Below are 16,932 nucleotides of genomic sequence, written 5' to 3'. Positions count from 1 at the left end.
GAAGTCCAGCTTCTCGCAAGCTATCGAGAAGGCCCGGCGCAAGCCGGGCCTTTTTCGTTTGCGTGATTTTCCAAAGCAGCAAGCGAGGGAGCCGACGCTCCCCTGCGGCCATGCGTCTCAAGCGGCCCGCTCGGGAGCCGATGAGATGTCATCATCCCCTCTCCTCGCCTATAAAAGCGGCAAGCGCCTCCGCAACGGATGCGCGAACATGCAAAAACCGATCGGGAGAGGCCCATGAAGACCTCCAAATTCCTCACAGGCGTCGCTTTCACCGCCACGCTGCTGGCGTCGCAGATCGCCCGCGCCGACATCACCATCGGCCTGATCGCGCCGCTGACCGGCCCCGTCGCCGCCTATGGCGAGCAGGTCAAGAACGGCGCCCAGGCCGCCGTCGACGCCATCAACAAGAATGGCGGCGTGCTCGGCGAAAAGCTCGTGCTCAAGCTCGCCGACGATGCGGGCGACCCGAAGCAGGGCGTCTCGGCCGCCAATCTTCTCGTCGGCGACAAGGTGAAGTTCGTCGTCGGCCCGGTGACCTCGGGCGTCGCGATGGCGACTTCGGACGCGCTCGCCGAAAGCGGCGTGCTGATGGTGACGCCGACCGCGACCTCGCCGGCGCTGACCAGCCGCGGCCTCACCAACGTCTTCCGCACCTGCGGCCGCGACGACCAGCAGGCCGAAGTCGCCGCCGCCTATGTGCTGAAGACCCTGAAGGACAAGAAGATCGCCATCGTCCACGACAAGGGCACCTACGGGAAGGGCCTCGCCGACAACTTCCAGAAGGGCATCAATGCCGGCGGGCTCAAGGAAGTGGCCTATCTCTCGCTGACGCCGGGCGAGAAGGACCTCTCGGCCGTGATCACGCGCCTGAAGTCGGCCGGTGCCGAGGTGATCTATTTCGGCGGCTATCACCCCGAGGGCGGTCTGCTCTCGCGCCAGCTCGCCGATGCCAACGTCAAGGCGACGATCATCGGCGGCGAGGGTCTCTCCAACACCGAGTTCGCGGCAATCGGCGGCGACCACGCCACCGGCACGCTGTTCACCAACGCCACCGACGCACTGAAGAACCCGGATTCGGCGCAGGCGGTTGCCGCGCTGAAGGAGAAGGGCATCCCGCCGGAAGCCTTCACGCTCAACGCCTATGCCGCGGTCGAGGTGCTGAAGGCCGGCATCGAGAAGGCGGGCAAGGCGACCGATGCCTCGGGCACGGCCAAGGCGCTGCAATCGGGCATGCCGATCAAGACCGCCATCGGCACGCTGACCTATGGCAAGACGGGCGATCTGAGCTCGCCGAGCTTCTCGATGTACAAGTGGGACGCCGGCAAGATCGTCGCGGCGGAGTGAGACAGAGGGCGAAGCGGGTCATGCCCGCTTCGCCTTTTTTCGGGGCGCGGGTTATCCTAGGCAACCTCAGTTTGACCCGGGATGACCTCTCGATTGGAGCGCTCCGGGTGGCCGCAAGCAGCCACCTCGCTGGGTAATATCACGCTGTTGTTCGCCTCTCCGGCGGATGACAATTTGCTCATCTGCGCGCGTTGCCATTGAAAGGCCATCGGCGCTGCGACATGGTCCGAATCGTGGCCTCCACCGTTTCCCGCCAGGATTACAGCCCATGCGCCTGTTGAGCATTCTCGTCGCCGTGATGGCGGCCGCCGCGCTGGCGGTCGGCGCTTCGGCCCAATCGGCCGCCATCATCGGCATGGGCGTCATCGGCCTGTTGCTGGCGGCGGTGACCTTCCGCTCGCCGGCGCTGACGTTCTTCCTGCGCATCTTCTCCGGCGTCTTCGCCATCGAATATGTGCTGTTCGGCGCGGCCGCGCTGCTCGCCCAGACCGGGCTGTGGCCGGCGCCCTTGGGCATTCCCGCGATTCCGACCAGCCTGCCGACCACGGTCGGCGTCTTCGGCGTCCTGATCTACGCGATCTCCTTCGTACCGGTGATCGCACGCATCTCGCGGCTCGCCTCGCCCTTCTTCGAAACCGACGAGGTGACCACCGCCAATCTCTGGCCGATCGGCCCCTACCAGATCCGGCTCGGACGGCTCGCCGTCGCGCTCCTCGTCTTCCTGGTCGTCATAAACCAGCTCCAGGTCGGCATCTCGCTCAGGATCTCGTTCTTCAGCCGCGACATGTTCGACTCGCTGCAGAACAAGGACGCGCCGAGCTTCTGGTATCAGATCTTCTGGGTGTTCGTGCCTTGGGCAACGATCTGGGTCGTCTCGAATCTGATCGAGCTGTTCGCCAACTACACGATCCTGATCCGCTGGCGGCAGTTCATGGCGCGCGAATACACCGAGCGCTGGCTCAGCCACGCCACGCATTACCGGATCGCCCTGGTCGGCAGCGTCGACAACCCCGACCAGCGCATCGCCGAAGACACGCGAGCCTTCGTCAACCAGACCTATAATTTCGCACTGCCTCTGCTCTCGCAGATCTCCACGCTGGTCTCGTTCTCGATCATCCTCTGGAACATCCCCGTCGCCTTCACCCTGCCCGGCACCTCCTTCGCGGTCCCCGGCTACATCTTCTGGGTGGCGTTCTTCTATGCGGCGGCGGCGACCTGGCTGACCCACCTCATCGGCCGCCCCCTGATCCGGCTCGAGTTCGAGCAGGAGAAGCGGGAGGCGAATTTCCGCTTCTCCCTGGCGCGCCTGCGCGAATATTCCGAGCAGATCGCGCTGATGGTCGGCGAGCCGACGGAGCGCAGCCACCTCGCCCAGCGCTTCCGTGATATCGTCGAGAACTTCTACCGGCTGGTCTGGCGCCGGCTGAAGCTCACCGCCTTCACCTTTTCCTACAACCAGGCCAGCGTGGTCGTCCCGACCATCATCCTGGCACCGTATTTCTTCGCCGGCACGATCACGCTCGGCATATTGCAGCAGGTCTCGGGCGCCTTCGACCGGGTGCAGACGGCGCTGTCCTTCATCATCAACAGCTACTCCTCGATCGCCTCCTACCTCGCTTCGATCAACCGCCTGACCTCCTTCGAGACAGCGATCGCCGATGCGCAGCACGGCGCGATCAGCGAGGAGGCGCTGAGCCGCGAGACGTCGCGCGACGGCGGCCTGCATGTCGGCAAGGCGGTGCTGTCGCTGCCGAACGGCCAGCCGATCGTCCGGTTCGAGCGGCTCGATTTCGGCCAGGCGCGCTCGACCCTGCTGATCGGCCCTTCGGGCTCGGGCAAGTCGACCCTGTTCCGTGCCATCGCCGGCATCTGGCCCTTCGGCGACGGCAAGGTCGGAATCCCGGCGGATGCGCAGATCATGCTGCTGCCGCAGCGCCCCTATCTGCCGCAGGGCTCGCTACGTGCGGCGCTCGCCTACCCGGCCGAGGAAGGCGCCTATGACGACGCCGCGATCCGCGCCGCCATGGCGAAGGTCAAGCTCGGCCATCTCGCCGACAGGCTCGACGAGGTCGATCTCTGGGGCCAGCGTCTCTCGGGCGGCGAGCAGCAGCGGCTGGCGGTCGCCCGCGCCCTGCTGAGCAAGCCGGACTGGCTCTTCCTCGACGAGGCGACCGCCTCGCTCGACGAGAAGCTCGAAGGCGAGATCTACGCGACCATCGACACGGAATTGCCGGAGACGCGCATCGTCTCGATCGGCCACCGGGCAACGCTGCGCGAGATGCACGATGCCATCGTGACGATGGAGCCCAATGCCGACGGCACCTTCACACCGACGCCGACAGAAAAGGCGCCGGTCGCCTGATCGTCAGCCCGAGAAGCGGCATGCGGTTTTGGGAGAGGCCGACGCAAGAACAAAGCCCAGCAACAGCGGACTGAACATCATATTCAGTCCGCTGTTGCTGGGCGATTGGCGTCGGGAGAATGGTCCGGTTGAGCCCGAGCCTGTCGGCTCAAGAACTCAGAGCGTGCGGCTGAGCACCAATTCGCCGGCGCTGCCCTTGAGCACCAGGCGGCCATTGACCAGGTCCCATTTCTGGGTGGCGCGCAAAGTCGTCAGGAAGGAGCGCTCGAAATCGAGCAGCCCCTTGTCGCAGGAGCGCTTGGTCAGCGCGATCGGCCCGACCGCGAGAGCCTGCTGGCGCAGCGGATAGGCGGAGGCCGAGAAGGTGTTGCAGCCGCCGAAGCCCGTGCCGCGCAAATTTGCGTCGATCATCAGGGTGGCGCGGCGATCATAGACCGGCTTGCCGTTGAGTTCGATGACGCTCCAGCTCGCGCCGATCGGGAAGGTCTTCTCCTGCTGCGGCAGCGGAATCGCCGTGCCGCCACCGCCGAGCTCCTCGCGGGACGGCATCTGCTGGCGGCGCTGCGCGGCGGCCTCTCCCGGCATCAGCATCGGTGCAACCAGCGCAGCAAGGACGGCCGCAAGGCCAAGGCGTCGAGTCATCTTCGTCTTACCTGCATTCACGCGCGCGGCCGCCTCGATCCAGGATCAAATGGGCCGCGGACCCCTTCATGGTTAAACGCGTAGATGCCAATTGGTTCAGGATCAAGGCTGCTGCGCCGGAAAGCGCACAGCCGGATGGCCGGTTATGCGTTCAGATCCGGGCGTCGAGCCGCTCCAGCAGCCGGTTCGCGCGACGGAAGACATAGGTCGGCGCGGTGACGGTGATGTCGTCCGCGCCCTTGCGGTCGAGCTCCTCGACCAGCGCGAAGACCGCCTTGTCCGGGCAATGCAGGGTCAATGGCGCCCCCGTGGCCGGCGCGCCGAAGGGCAGCCGCGCGCCGAAGCGTTCCGTCAGCGCAGCCAGCGCCGACGCATCGAGGTCTAACCTGGCGCGGATTTCGCGGACCGTGCGCGCCTCCTCCTCCGCCGCGATGCGGGAGAGAATCGTCCTGGCGGCAGCCCTGGCGCGATCGCCCCAGGGCGCGCGCGTCGAGGCGACGAGATTGGCTTCGGATGCGAGCATCACGCCATCGTCCAGCACCTTGAGCGCATTCGCCGCGAGTGTCGCGCCGGTCGTGGTGATGTCGACGACGATCTCGGCGGTGCCGGCGGCAGGGGCGCCTTCCGTCGCGCCCAGGCTCTCGACGATGCGGTAATCCGCGAGCCCATGCTCAGCGAAGAAGCGGCGGGTCAGGTTCACATATTTGGTGGCGACGCGCAGCTTGCGGCCGTGGCGGGCGCGCATGGTCGAGGCGACGTCCTCGAGATCGGCCATGCTGCGCACGTCGATCCAGGCCTGCGGCACGGCGACGACGACATTGGCCTGGCCGAAGCCGAGCGGCGTCAGCATCTCCACCGCCGCATCGGCATCGGAGAGCTGCTCGCGAACCAGATCCTCGCCGGTGATGCCGAGATGGGCCGCGCCCGAGGCGAGCTGGGCGACGATTTCCGAGGCGGAGAGGAAGGCGACCTCCGTCCCCTCGACGCCTGCGATGCTGCCGCGATAGCCGCGCTCGCCGCTGGCCTTGACGAATTTCAGCCCGGCGCGGCCGAAGAAGGCGGTGGCGTTCTCCTGCAGCCGGCCCTTGGAGGGGACGGCGAGGACGAGAGGAGCATCATTGGCTTGCGGCGCTTGAGTCATGGGGTCTCTCCCGCCAGACGGTCGAGCCAGAGGGAGGCGCCGACCGCGGGGATCGCGCGCTTCGCGCCGAGGCGCCCGAGCAGGTTGTCGTAGCGCCCGCCGCCGGCCACAGGCTTGCCGTCGCCACGCGCGGGATCGTGCAGCTCGAAGATGAAGCCGGTGTAATAGTCGAGATTGCGCGCAAAGCCCGCCGAGAACCCGATGGCGCCGACATCGACCCCGCGCGCGGCCAGGAAGCCGGTGCGCTCGTCGAAGGCGTCCAGTTCGCGACTGAGATCGAGCGAGGCCTGATCGGCCAAGGCCCTGAGCGCGGCGGAGGCCGTATCGGGATCGCCCGAGACGCCCAGCACCTGCGCCAGCAACGCCTTGACGTCGCCATTGATCGGATTCTCGCGCTCGGCGGCGCGGGCGAGGAAGCGCTCGGCGATATCGGCGGCGCTGCGCCCGCCGACCGTCGAGATGCCGGCGATGGAGAGCACATCCTCGACGAAGGCACGGGCGGCCTTGGGATCCTGCCCTTCCAGCGCCTTGAGCAGGCCGGCATGGGCGGCCTCGCCCTCGGCGAGCGGGGGATCGAGCGCCTCGACGGCCTGCGTCCCCCTGCCCTGCACGATGGCGCGCACTAGGCGCCGGCGTGCGCCTTGGGGCACGGCCAGCCGGTCGAGCAGCGCGCCGAGCAGCGCGACGTCACCCATCAGGATGCGCGGCGCCTGCAGGCCCAGCGCAGCGGTCGCCTCGATGGTGAGCCCCATGATCTCGGCATCGGCGGCGGTGAAATCGGCACGGCCGAAGGATTCGATTCCCGCCTGCTGGAACTCGCCGGGCTCGCCGGCGCGCATGCGGAAGACCGGGCCGGCATAGCCATAGGCTGCAGGCTCCGTCGAGCCCGAGGCGATGTGATCGAGCGCGACGGGGATGGTGTATTCGGGCCTCAGGCACCAGTCGCGCCCGTCGGCATCCTGCGTCATGAAGATGCGGCGGCGGATATCCTCGCCCGACAGGTCGAGGAAGACGTCGGCGGGCTGGAGGATCGCGGGTTCGGCATGCCCATAGCCCTCGCCCGCGAAGAGCGCGATCACGGTCTCGATGCTGGCGCGGCTTGCGGGCACGGGTCGTCCTGTCCTGTTGCGAGCGTCGTCCTAGCAGCGGCGCGGAGGATTTTCGAGGGATTTGAGGGAAATGGGTGAATGGGAATCGAAGGACTGAACGGAACCCTCTCCCGCAGGGAGAGGGTTCTCAGTGCCTCACGAATGTCGCGCCAGCACCCGCTTCACGCCCTCGACCAGTTCCGCTACGGGTACGGCGAACTGAGCCTCGGCCTGCTTGGCCTTGTGCTCGGCGGAATCCTTGACGTCGCGGCTGGCGGCGGCGAGTTCGGCGCCGAGGATCAAATCCTTGATGACGACGGTGCCGGCCTCGCGCTCGGACGAGCCCTGAATGACCGCGCAGATCGCGCCGCGCCGGTCGGCATATTTCATCTGGGCGTTGAAGCCGGAAGAGCCGAGATAGAGGTCCGCGCGCAGCAGCGGCTTGCCCTCGGCATCCTTGGCCTGGCGCAAGCCTGCGACCATCGCCTGATAGCCCGGCATGAACTCCGGCGACTTGTTGTCCATCGCCGTGACGACGACGAGAGGCAGTCCGTTCCTGCTATCGACGATGGGCGACTTCACCGCCTTCAGCGCCGAATAGAGCCTGGAAACGCCGATCGAGAAGCCGACTGCCGGCACGGGCTCGGGCCGGAAGCGGCCGACCAGCCCGTCATAGCGCCCGCCGCCCGCGACCGAGCCGAAGCGCACGATTTGGCCGTCGTCGTTGGTGACCGGGAAGGTCAGCTCCACCTCGTAGACCGAGCCGGTGTAGTATTCGAGGCCGCGGACGACGGAGGGGTCGATAATGATCCGCCCGAGATAGCCGGCCACCGTGATCAACTCCCGGATCTGCTCCAGTTCCCCGATGCCGGCGCGGCCATTCTCGGCATCTTCGACAAGGCCGCGCAGATCGGTGAGAGCCTCGGCCGAGAGCTTGGCGGAACCTTCGCTGTCCTCGGCATTGGCTTTGCCCAGCTCCGCGAGCTTCTGGCCGAGTTCCAGATAGCGAATGATGCGATCCGTCTGCGCGGGGGACAGACCCGCTCCCTTGGTGAAGTCGCCGCTCTCATCCTTGCGGCCGTCGCCGAGGAGCTTGCGGACCTCTTCAAGCGGGAACTTGTCGGCCTTGTCGATCGCGCGCAGCACAGTGAGGCGCGCGGCGGGGTCGATGCCAGCCGCATCCATCACGCCGTCGAGCACCTTGCGGTTGTTGACCTTGACGACATAGTCGCCGCGCTTGATGCCGAGCGCCTCCATCGTATCGGCGGCGAGCATGCAGATCTCGGCATCGCCCGCGACGGTGCCCGAGCCGACGATATCCGCGTCGAACTGCATGAACTGACGGAAGCGGCCGGGGCCCGGCTTCTCGTTGCGGAAGACATAGCCGACTTGGTAGCCGCGATAGGGCTTTAGCAGCGCGTCGAAATTCTCCGCGACATAGCGAGCGAGCGGCGCCGTCAGATCGTAGCGCAGCGAGAGCCACTGCTCATCATCGTCCTGGAAGGAGAAGACACCCTCGTTCGGCCGGTCCTGATCCGGCAGGAATTTTCCAAGCGCGTCGGTGTACTCGACGAAGGGCGTCTCGACCGGATCGAAGCCATAAAGGGCAAACTGCTCGCGGATGACGGCGAGCATGCGCTCGGTGGCGGCGACATCGGCCGGGCCACGATCGACGAAGCCGCGCGGCTGGCGGGCTTTCAGCTTGGCAGGGGTGGGCTTGTCGGCGGACATGGGCGTGCGGAACTCGGGTACGGGCCACCTACCCACATGTGGATAGATTGCCCAGAATGGGTACGCTGGCGGGTTAGACCGTACAGGCGCGACGAGCAAGCGTGTCCTTCTCCCCTCGGGTGAGAAGGTAGCAGCGCGCAGCGCTGACGGATGAGGGAATGCAGGCGTCGAGCCGCCCTCATCCGCCTGCCGGCACCTTTTCCCCCGAGGGGAGAAGGAAGCTACTCCGCCGCCGCCAGCGCATGCACCCGCAAAGGCCGATCCTCGATCCCTGCCCGCGCCAGCTTTTCCGGCAGTGGGCCCCCGGTCGCCCAGTCGAGCAGCTCGGCGGTATGCACCACCGGCGTGGTCGCGCCCTTGTCCGCAAAACCCTTCGCGAGCTGGGTCATGCAGCCGATATTGCCGGTCGCGACCAGCATCGGCTTCGTCCGCTCGATATTGCCGATCTTGCGCTCGCGCAGCTTCCCCGCGATCTCGGGCTGGAGGATGTTGTAGACGCCGGCCGAGCCGCAGCAGATATGGCCCTCCGGCACCTCCTTGACCTTGAAGCCGGCGCCCGACAACAGGCGCTTCGGCCCGTCCTTGAGCTGCTGGCCATGCTGCATCGAGCAGGCCGAATGATAGGCGATCGGCATCGCGACATCACGCACGGCCGAAAGCTCCAGCGTCTCCAGGAACTCGGTGACGTCCTTGGCCAAGCCTGAGACCTTCGCCGCCTTCTCGGCGTAAGCCGGCTCGTTGCGGAACATGAAGCCGTAATCCTTGATCGTCGTGCCGCAGCCTGAGGCTGTGATCAGGATGGCGTCGAGCCCCTCGCCCTCGATCTCCGCCGTCCAGGCGTCGACGTTCTTCCGGGCGAAGGCGAGCGCGTCGTGCTCCTGCCCCATATGGTGGACGAGAGCGCCGCAGCAGCCCTCGCCCTTCGGCAGCACGACCTCGACGCCGTGGCGGTTGAGCAGGCGGATCGTCGCCTCATTGATGGCGGGGTCGAGCACCGGCTGGGCGCAGCCGGAGAGCAAGGCGACGCGCTTCGCTCGCTCGGCCGGCGGCGGGAAGCTTTGCGGGCCTTCCATCGCCGAGCGCGTCGGCAGGCGCGCGGGCGCCAGCGCCAGCATCGCCTTCAGCCGGTTGCCGACGACCGGAAGAACGCCGAGCACCGGAGCGAGCGGCTTGGCCGCCAGGGCCATCAGCATCGCGGCGCGGAAGCGGCCGGGATAGGGCAGGATCGCCGCCAGCACCTTGCGCAGCAAACGGTCATGCCAGGAGCGCGTATAGGTCTCCTCGATATGCGCGCGGGCATGGTCGACGAGGTGCATGTAGTGGACGCCGGACGGGCAGGTCGTCATGCAGGAGAGGCAGGAGAGGCAACGGTCGATGTGCTGCACCACCTCGGCGGTGGCCGGCTTGCCGTTCTCCAGCATGTCCTTGATCAGGTAGATGCGCCCGCGCGGGGAATCGAGCTCGTCGCCGAGCAGCAGATAGGTCGGGCAGGTCGCGGTGCAGAAGCCGCAATGCACGCAAGTCCGCAGAATCTTCTCCGAGGCCGGCATGCGCGGATCGGAGGCGAGGCGCTCAGGGGTGAAGTTGGTCTGCATCAACTCACCTTAGTGCCATCAACATAGAGATTTTTTCGCACCAAGCTCGGGGAGGTCTCGCTTTCCACCCTGATGTAATGCCCAGAAAGGACAAGCCGAACAGCTTCGTCCTCACTCTTTACGTAGACTTGATTGTCCTGGGTATGCCGCTTCTTGCCAAGGGCTGGATCTCCAAGGGCAAACATTCCATCCGCGTTTCTAACGGCCAACCGCTTGTAGGTCGTGCCGGGGTCAAGCTTGTAGATTCTCATAGATCTGCCCTCTTGCGCGCTTGTTCAGGCCCCACCCTGCCAGGCTTTGATCCAGTCCATCGGCCAGAGCAGCATGATGACGTTGAGGGTGAGATTGTCGCGGATCAGCCAGCCGACGATCAGTTCCATGGCGAGAGCGCTCGAAACCGTCAGCCAGACCGGCGCGAGCCGCGCGACGAGAAAGCCCAGCACCATCGAGAGGATGTCGCTGACCGAGTTCAGGACGCTGTCGCCGTAATAGTCGAGCGAGATCGTCGCCGAGCGGTAGTGCTCGATCACGGCCGGCGAGTTCTCGGTGATCTCCCAGGCGCCTTCGATGATGATGGCGAGCAGCAGCGCCAGCCCGAAGGAGATCGGCAGGCCGGTCAGGCGGCGCACCAGCCAGAACAGGCCATAGAACAGGAAGCCGTGGATGATGTGCGAGAAGGTGTACCAGTCGGCGATGTGCTGGGAGTTCTCGGAGGAGAAAACCTGCCCCTGCCAGAACTTCACATAGCCGCATTTGCAGATCGGTTCGCGGCCCATGGCCATGAGGATCACGGCGGCCGCCGCCACCAGCAGCAGCGCCAACCCGGCGATCGCAAGAGGGCCGAGACGCCCCGGCGCCCAGCTCGGGCGCGGCGCGGCAAATTCGCTGGAAACCGGTTCGGCGAGCGCCATCATATCCCCGCATACATCCGGCCGGGCTCGAAGATGCCGGCGGGATCGAAGCTTTTCTTGATGCCGGCCGTCACCCGCATCAGCGGCTCGGCCAGCGGCTGGAACACGTCGACGGCGGCGCGGATCGCATCCGGCGCCCGGACCAGCGTGGCATGGCCGCCGAGGGGCTTCAGCGCGGCACGGATCGCGGCGGCGCCGGCATCGCCATAGGCGGGAACCGCGAGCCAGACCAGTCCGCCGCCCCAGTCGTAGAAGCAGCGTGCAGCCGGGATCATCCGCGCGATCGCAGCGGCGGCCTTCGGGCCGTTGGTCGGAGCGAGCGAGAGCCGCCAGACCGCGTCATCGCTCCCGGCGAAGAAGGCCGCATCGCGGATGTCGACCCAGAGCTCGGTCGGGGCTGTTCCTTCCAGCCGATCGGGCGTGCCATAGTCGCCGAGCAGCAGCGCGAGTTCAGCGGCACGGTAATCGATCGAGTCCGAAAAATTCTCCAGACGCAGCAGGGTCAGCGCCTCCTCGCCAGCGATCCGGGCCGGGAGATGCGCCGCCGCCATCGGCTCGAAGGGCGAGCCCAGCGCTTTCGCCAACAGTGCAACTCCCACTTCGTCGGAGAGGCCGCGCCATTGCAGCGTCGCGATGCGCTCCGGCCGCGGCAGCACGCGGAAGGTGACTTCGGTCAGGAAGCCGAGCGTGCCGTGGCTGCCACTGAGGAGCTTCACGAGGTCGAGGCCAGTGACGTTCTTCATCACCCGGCCGCCCGATTTGACGAGCTCGCCGCGGCCATTGACCAGCCGGACGCCGATCAGGGAATCACGCGCGGCGCCGGCGTTGATCCGGCGCGGGCCCGAGACATTGCAGGCGGCGACCGCGCCGATCGTCGGCTCGCCCTCGCTGCCATAGAGGGCGCGATGGTCCATTGGCTCGAAGGGCAGCATCTGGCCGCGCTCGGTCAGGGTTTCCTGCACGATCTGCAGCGGCGTGCCGGCGCGGGCGGCGATGACCATCTCGGCCGGTTCGTAGAGCGTGATCCCGGTGAGGCCCGCGCTGGAAAGCGTGCTCGCAGCCTGGGCGGGCCGGCCGAGCCCGGCACGCGTGCCGCCGCCGCGCAGGATCAGCGGCACGTTGTTGTCGACCACGGATTTCACGACGGCGCAGGCCTGCGCCTCGGTGGTGGGGGTGTGGATGGTCACGCCGCGACCCTGCCTTCCAGCGGGAACACCTTGGCCGGGTTGAGCAGCCACCCTGCATCGAACACCGCCCGCACCCGCATCTGCTGGGCGAGGTCGGCTTCGGTGAACTGGAAGGTCATCAGATCGCGCTTCTCGATACCGACGCCATGCTCGCCGGTGAGGCAGCCGCCGACCTCGACGCAGAGCTTGAGGATGTCCATGCCGGCATCCTCCGCCTTCTGCGCCTCGACCGGATCGTTGCAGTTGTAGAGGATCAGCGGGTGGAGATTGCCGTCGCCGGCGTGGAAGACATTGGCGACGCGCAGGCCGTAAGCTTTCACGATCTCGTCCATGCGCTTGAGCACATAAGGGAGCTGGCCGGTCGGGATCGTGCCGTCCATGCAGATATAGTCGGCGATGCGGCCGGTCGCGCCGAAGGCCGATTTGCGGCCCTTCCAGATCGCCGCCGACTCCATGGCCGACTGGCTCTCCTTCACCGTCTTGACGCCGTGCTCACGGGCGATGGCGACGATTCGGGCGAGTTGAGCGTCCATCTCGGTGTCGGAGCCCTCGACCTCGATGATCAGCAGCGCCTCGACATCCATCGGATAGCCGGCCTTGGCGAAGGCCTCGCAGATCTCGATCGCCGGCTTGTCCATGAACTCCATCGCGACCGGGATGATGCCGGCGCCGATGATGGCGGCCACCGCCGCGCCGGCCTGCTCGCTGGTCGGGAAGCCGAAGAGCACGGGACGCGCTCCTTCCGCCGCGCGCAGAATGCGCACCGTCGCCTCGGTGACGATGCCGAGCTGGCCTTCCGAGCCGTTGATCAGGCCGAGCAGATCGTAGCCGGGCGAATCGAGATGGCCGCCGCCGATTTCAACGATGCTGCCGTCGAGCATCACCATGGTGACGCCGAGGACGTTGTTGGTGGTGACGCCGTATTTCAGGCAATGCGCCCCGCCCGAGTTCATGCCGATATTGCCGCCGATCGAGCAGGCGAGCTGCGAGGATGGATCGGGCGCGTAGAAGAAGCCCTCCGCCGAGACTGCACCGGTCACCGCGAGATTGGTGACGCCGGCTTCGACCCTGGCGATCCGGTTGGCATAGTCGATCTCGAGGATGCGGTTCATCTTCGAGACGCCGATCACCACGGCGTCCTCCTGCGGGATCGCCCCGCCGGCGAGCGAGGTGCCGGAGCCGCGCGGGACCACCGGCACGCCCTGTTCCAGGCAATAGCGCAGGACCGCCGCGACCTCCTGCGTCGTCGAGGGCAGGACGACCGCCAGCGGCATGCGGCGATAGGCGGTGAGCGCATCGGTCTCATAGGGGCGCCGCTCGTCGTCGCTGGTGATCAGGGCCTGCGGCGGAACCAGCCGGGACAGGCCGGCGATGATCGATTCGCGGCGGGCGAGAATGCCGGCATCCGGCTCCGGAAAGGCAATCGCGCTCATCTGTCCCTCCCCTCGCCCCGCGAAACACACGGCTCTGATTGCGCCGGAGACTAGACCAATTCAAGACCACTTGCAGCGCGTGTGGAAAGCCAGCCATTATTTCCAAAATGGAAAAGGTGGGCTTGCCATGGATCGGTTCGGCGATCTCGACGTCTTCGCCCATGTCGTCACGGCGAGGAGCATGTCGGCCGCGGGACGGCAGCTCAATCTGTCACCCGCGGTCATTTCGAAGCGCATCCGGCGCCTCGAGGAGCGGCTGGGGGTGCGGCTGCTGCAGCGCACGACGCGGCAGCTCGCTTTGACCGAGGCCGGGCAAGGCTTCTACGAGCGCGTCGTCTCGATTCTCTCCTCGATCGAGGAGGCGGAGGCCTGGGTCGCGAGCGGCGCGGGACAGGTGCGCGGCACCTTACGCGTCTCGGCGCCCACCTCTTTCGGCCGGATGCATATCGCCCCCCATCTCAAGGCCTTCCTCGACGCCAACCCGCTGGTGACCGTCGAGCTCGTGCTGAGCGACGCCTTCGTCGATGTGGTGGGAGAAGGCTTCGACCTCGCGGTCAGGATCGCCGATCTGCAGGATTCCAGCCTCGTGGCGAAGCGGCTCGCCCCGAACCACCGCGTGCTCTGCGCCACGCCGGGCTATCTCGCAGCGCACGGGACGCCGACCGACATCGCCGCGCTCTCGCGGCATACGCTGATCGCGCACAATGCCGACCATTGGCGGCTGGATGGGCCGGAAGGTCCTGTCTCGGTGAGGGTCGGCGGTCCGCTCAGGACCAATTCGAGCGAGGTGGTGCGGGAGGCGCTGCTGGCCGGCGTCGGCATCGCCCTGCGCTCGACCTGGGATGTCGGGCCGGAGCTGAAATCCGGCGCCCTGCAACGGGTCCTGCCGGCCTATGCGGTGGGCTCGCGCGTCGCGGTCCATGCCGTCTATCCGAGCCGCCGCCACATGGAGCAGAAGGTGCGCGCCTTCGTCGACTATCTCGCCGAACTCTACGGCGCCACGCCCTATTGGGATGCGGGGCTTGCGCTATAGGGCATTGCCGGCGGCCAGGCCGCGGGAGGATGCTCCGGGAAAGGGCTTATGGGAGGATAGTCATGTTCGGCGTGCTCGAAGGCACAGGCGTTTCGGTTCTCGATCCGCGCTTCCACCGCATCGTTCCCGGCTCGGCCCGGGTCGAGCGGCTCTGGACGGGTGCGCGCTGGTCGGAGGGGCCGGCCTGGTTTCCCGCCCATAACACGCTGGTCTGGTCCGACATTCCCAACAACCGGATGCTGCGCTTCGACGCCCTCTCCGGCCAGACGGCCGTCTTCCGCGAGCCCGCCCGAAATTCCAACGGCAACACGGTCGACGCGCAGGGCCGGCTCGTCACCTGCGAGCATGGCGGGCGGCAGGTGACGCGCACCGAGCATGACGGCAGGGTCACCGTGCTGGCGAGCCATTATGGCGGCAAGCGATTGAACTCGCCCAACGACGTCGTCGTGAAATCGGACGGCTCGATCTGGTTCACCGACCCCGATTACGGCATCCTCACCGACTATGAGGGTGACAAGTCGCCGAGCGAGATCGGCGCCTGCCATGTCTACCGGATCGACGGGCAAACCGGCGAAATCGCCATCGCCGCCGATGATTTCGTCAAGCCGAACGGCCTCGCCTTCTCGCCCGACGAGAGCATCCTCTACATCGCCGATACCGGCGCCAGCCACGACCCCGAGAACGGCCCGCGCCATATCCGCGCCTTCGCGGTCGGCGCCGACGGCAAGACGCTCGGCGCCTCGAAGGTCTTCGCCACCTGCACGAATGGGCTGTTCGACGGCTTCCGTCTCGATGTCGAGGGCCGGATCTGGACCAGCGCCGCCGACGGCGTCCACATCTACCACCCGGACGGCACGCTGATCGGCAAGGTCGCGATTCCCGAAATAGTCGCGAATGTCTGCTGGGGCGGCCCCAAGCTCAACCGCCTCTTCATCTGCGGCACGACTTCGCTCTATTCGGTGATGACTCACACCAACGGCGCGCGGCGGCCCTGATCCCAAGTGGGGTCAGCGCGGCAGGGCGCTACACGTCCTGCCCGACATAATCGGCCACATGCTGCATGCGCTTCAGCGTGCGCCAGTAGATGTCCTCCATCAGCAGATGGGCGAACTCGCCGTTGCGGCCGATGCTGTAGAGCCCGGCGACGCCGGTGCCGCGCGCGAAGGCCTGCCGCCGCTGCTCGTAGCGCGAGAGATAGACCGGGTAGGCGAAGGGCGTCTTCAGCATCCCGCCGGCGCCGATATAGCGCGCCCGCAGATGCGGATAGATCCGGCAGAGCCCTTCGAGGCAGAGCGTCGCGAGTTCCTCGTCCGACATCGACCAATGGGCGTCGCCAACCTCGCAGCCGATGTCGAAGGTCAGTTGGGTGCGCCCCTCCGGCGCGAGCCAGGGCATCGCGGCCGGGGCCTCCGTCACCCGGAAGAAGGGCTGCGAACGGTCCGGCACCCACAACATCGTGTCGGGCAGCAGGTTGCGGCCCTCGAAGCGCAGATTGACGAAGATCATCGGCCGGTAGCGGAACTGGCCGAGCTCGTCGAGCTGGTCCGTGCCCTCGACGAGGCGCGGCAGGACATGAACGGGCGCCGTGCTGATCGCCGCCGAAACGCCGATCTCGCGGCCATTGACCTGGATCGCGGCGACGCGGCCGCGCTCGACGAAGACGCGCTCGACGCGCGCTTCCAGTTCGATGCGGTGGCCGACCTGCTTCATCGTCGGCTCCAGCAGCCGCGAGACGCCACCTTCCGGATAGACATGATAGACGCGCGGGCTCTCCGGCATCTCGTGCGAATAGCCGTTGCAGACCGCACGACCCGTGACGCGGGAGGCGGCCTTGAGATAGAGCGTCTTCATCACCCCGGCCGAGAGCTTCTGTCCGACGGCCGGAGAAAGCTCGCTCGCCGGAGCGCCGGACCAGGCCTCCGCCAGCGGAATCGCGACATCCTGCGCCAGCGCCTCGCCATAGGCGTTTCGGAACCAGTCGGCGGCGTTCTCGACCTTACCGGGGCTTAACCGGGCCGCGAAGGCGCTGACCGCGTAGCGCGGCGACGCCGCCAGCCCGAAGGGGTAGCTGTAGCTGCGCCCGCCGAGCGAGACCGCTTCGCCGTAGTGACCGACGGTTCGCGAGATCTCGCTCGCGCCGAGCGCGTCCGCCAGCCGGTTGCTGACGAAATGCGCGCCGAAATCATAGGTGTAGCCCTCGGCATCCTTGAAGGAGGAAGCCATGCCGCCGACCGCGCGGCCGGTCTCGAAGACCGCAGCCTGCAAGCCGCGCCGCTCGATATCGAAAGCCGCCGTCAGCCCGGCGATGCCGGCGCCGATGATCGCGACAGGCTTGGCGAGACGGCGCCAGACGGCCGGCGCCTTGACTGCGATGTCCATGGAGAAAGCCCCCGCGTTCCGAAGCCCGCCGGCAGGTTCCGGCATGAACTGACGTAACAGGAGCGGATGAATCCCGATTTGAGCCG

At 66.9% G+C, this 16,932-nt stretch carries 13 protein-coding genes; 4 read left to right on the top strand and 9 right to left on the bottom strand.

Annotated elements, in window-relative coordinates; all coding sequences use genetic code 11:
- Positions 1-234: 234 nt before the first annotated feature.
- Together AB6806_RS00385 and AB6806_RS00380 are read left to right on the top strand one after the other, a co-directional pair.
- Positions 235-1,344 (top strand): branched-chain amino acid ABC transporter substrate-binding protein, encoded by a 1,110-nt coding sequence (locus AB6806_RS00385; RefSeq protein WP_112763356.1) that lies wholly within the window; start codon positions 235-237, stop codon positions 1,342-1,344.
- Between the two features lie 268 nt (positions 1,345-1,612).
- Entirely contained in the window at positions 1,613-3,706 is a 2,094-nt protein-coding gene (locus tag AB6806_RS00380) for an ABC transporter ATP-binding protein/permease (protein WP_038361236.1), read from the top strand.
- 156 nt (positions 3,707-3,862) lie between these two features.
- Here AB6806_RS00380 and AB6806_RS00375 read toward each other — a convergent pair whose 3' ends face one another.
- The 8 genes from AB6806_RS00375 to AB6806_RS00340 all read right to left on the bottom strand — a co-directional run bounded on the left by AB6806_RS00375 (position 3,863) and on the right by AB6806_RS00340 (position 13,434).
- Entirely contained in the window at positions 3,863-4,348 is a 486-nt protein-coding gene (locus AB6806_RS00375) for an META domain-containing protein (protein WP_038361233.1), read from the bottom strand.
- Positions 4,349-4,499: 151 nt separating this feature from the next.
- Entirely contained in the window at positions 4,500-5,489 is a 990-nt protein-coding gene (gene hisG, locus AB6806_RS00370) for an ATP phosphoribosyltransferase (RefSeq protein WP_370953893.1), read from the bottom strand.
- Positions 5,486-6,598: an ATP phosphoribosyltransferase regulatory subunit gene (locus AB6806_RS00365; protein ID WP_370953892.1), complete on the bottom strand. Its 1,113-nt coding sequence runs from the start codon at positions 6,596-6,598 to the stop codon at positions 5,486-5,488. Before AB6806_RS00365 ends, hisG begins: the two co-directional genes overlap by 4 nt.
- A gap of 135 nt (positions 6,599-6,733) precedes the next feature.
- Positions 6,734-8,308: a histidine--tRNA ligase gene (gene hisS / locus AB6806_RS00360; RefSeq protein WP_370953891.1), complete on the bottom strand. Its 1,575-nt coding sequence runs from the start codon at positions 8,306-8,308 to the stop codon at positions 6,734-6,736.
- Positions 8,309-8,529: 221 nt separating this feature from the next.
- Positions 8,530-9,903, bottom strand: coding sequence for a glycolate oxidase subunit GlcF (glcF, locus tag AB6806_RS00355; RefSeq protein WP_370953890.1), 1,374 nt, complete (start codon positions 9,901-9,903; stop codon positions 8,530-8,532).
- A 275-nt stretch (positions 9,904-10,178) separates the two neighbouring features.
- The gene (locus AB6806_RS00350; protein WP_370954297.1) at positions 10,179-10,814 is read right to left on the bottom strand and encodes a DUF2585 domain-containing protein; all 636 of its coding nucleotides are present in this window, start codon (positions 10,812-10,814) and stop codon (positions 10,179-10,181) included.
- Complete coding sequence (locus tag AB6806_RS00345; RefSeq protein ID WP_370953889.1) at positions 10,814-12,001, bottom strand: FAD-binding protein; 1,188 nt, start codon at positions 11,999-12,001, stop codon at positions 10,814-10,816. The genes AB6806_RS00350 and AB6806_RS00345 overlap by 1 nt, the downstream gene beginning before the upstream one ends.
- The gene (locus AB6806_RS00340; protein WP_370953888.1) at positions 11,998-13,434 is read right to left on the bottom strand and encodes an FAD-binding oxidoreductase; all 1,437 of its coding nucleotides are present in this window, start codon (positions 13,432-13,434) and stop codon (positions 11,998-12,000) included. The genes AB6806_RS00345 and AB6806_RS00340 overlap by 4 nt, the downstream gene beginning before the upstream one ends.
- A 127-nt stretch (positions 13,435-13,561) precedes the next feature.
- On the opposite strand from AB6806_RS00340, the gene AB6806_RS00335 reads away from it, so the two are divergent.
- Together AB6806_RS00335 and AB6806_RS00330 are read left to right on the top strand one after the other, a co-directional pair.
- Entirely contained in the window at positions 13,562-14,467 is a 906-nt protein-coding gene (locus AB6806_RS00335; protein ID WP_038361212.1) for a LysR family transcriptional regulator, read from the top strand.
- A 62-nt stretch (positions 14,468-14,529) separates the two neighbouring features.
- Positions 14,530-15,462, top strand: coding sequence for an SMP-30/gluconolactonase/LRE family protein (locus AB6806_RS00330; protein WP_142020225.1), 933 nt, complete (start codon positions 14,530-14,532; stop codon positions 15,460-15,462).
- 28 nt (positions 15,463-15,490) lie between these two features.
- Here AB6806_RS00330 and AB6806_RS00325 read toward each other — a convergent pair whose 3' ends face one another.
- Positions 15,491-16,846 (bottom strand): protoporphyrinogen/coproporphyrinogen oxidase, encoded by a 1,356-nt coding sequence (locus AB6806_RS00325; protein WP_112763346.1) that lies wholly within the window; start codon positions 16,844-16,846, stop codon positions 15,491-15,493.
- Positions 16,847-16,932 lie beyond the last annotated feature (86 nt).

The organism is Allobosea sp. RCC_152_1 (assembly GCF_041360765.1).
Taxonomy (GTDB): Bacteria; Pseudomonadota; Alphaproteobacteria; order Rhizobiales; family Beijerinckiaceae; genus Allobosea; species Allobosea spartocytisi.
This window is presented reverse-complemented; position numbering and strand designations above follow the sequence as displayed.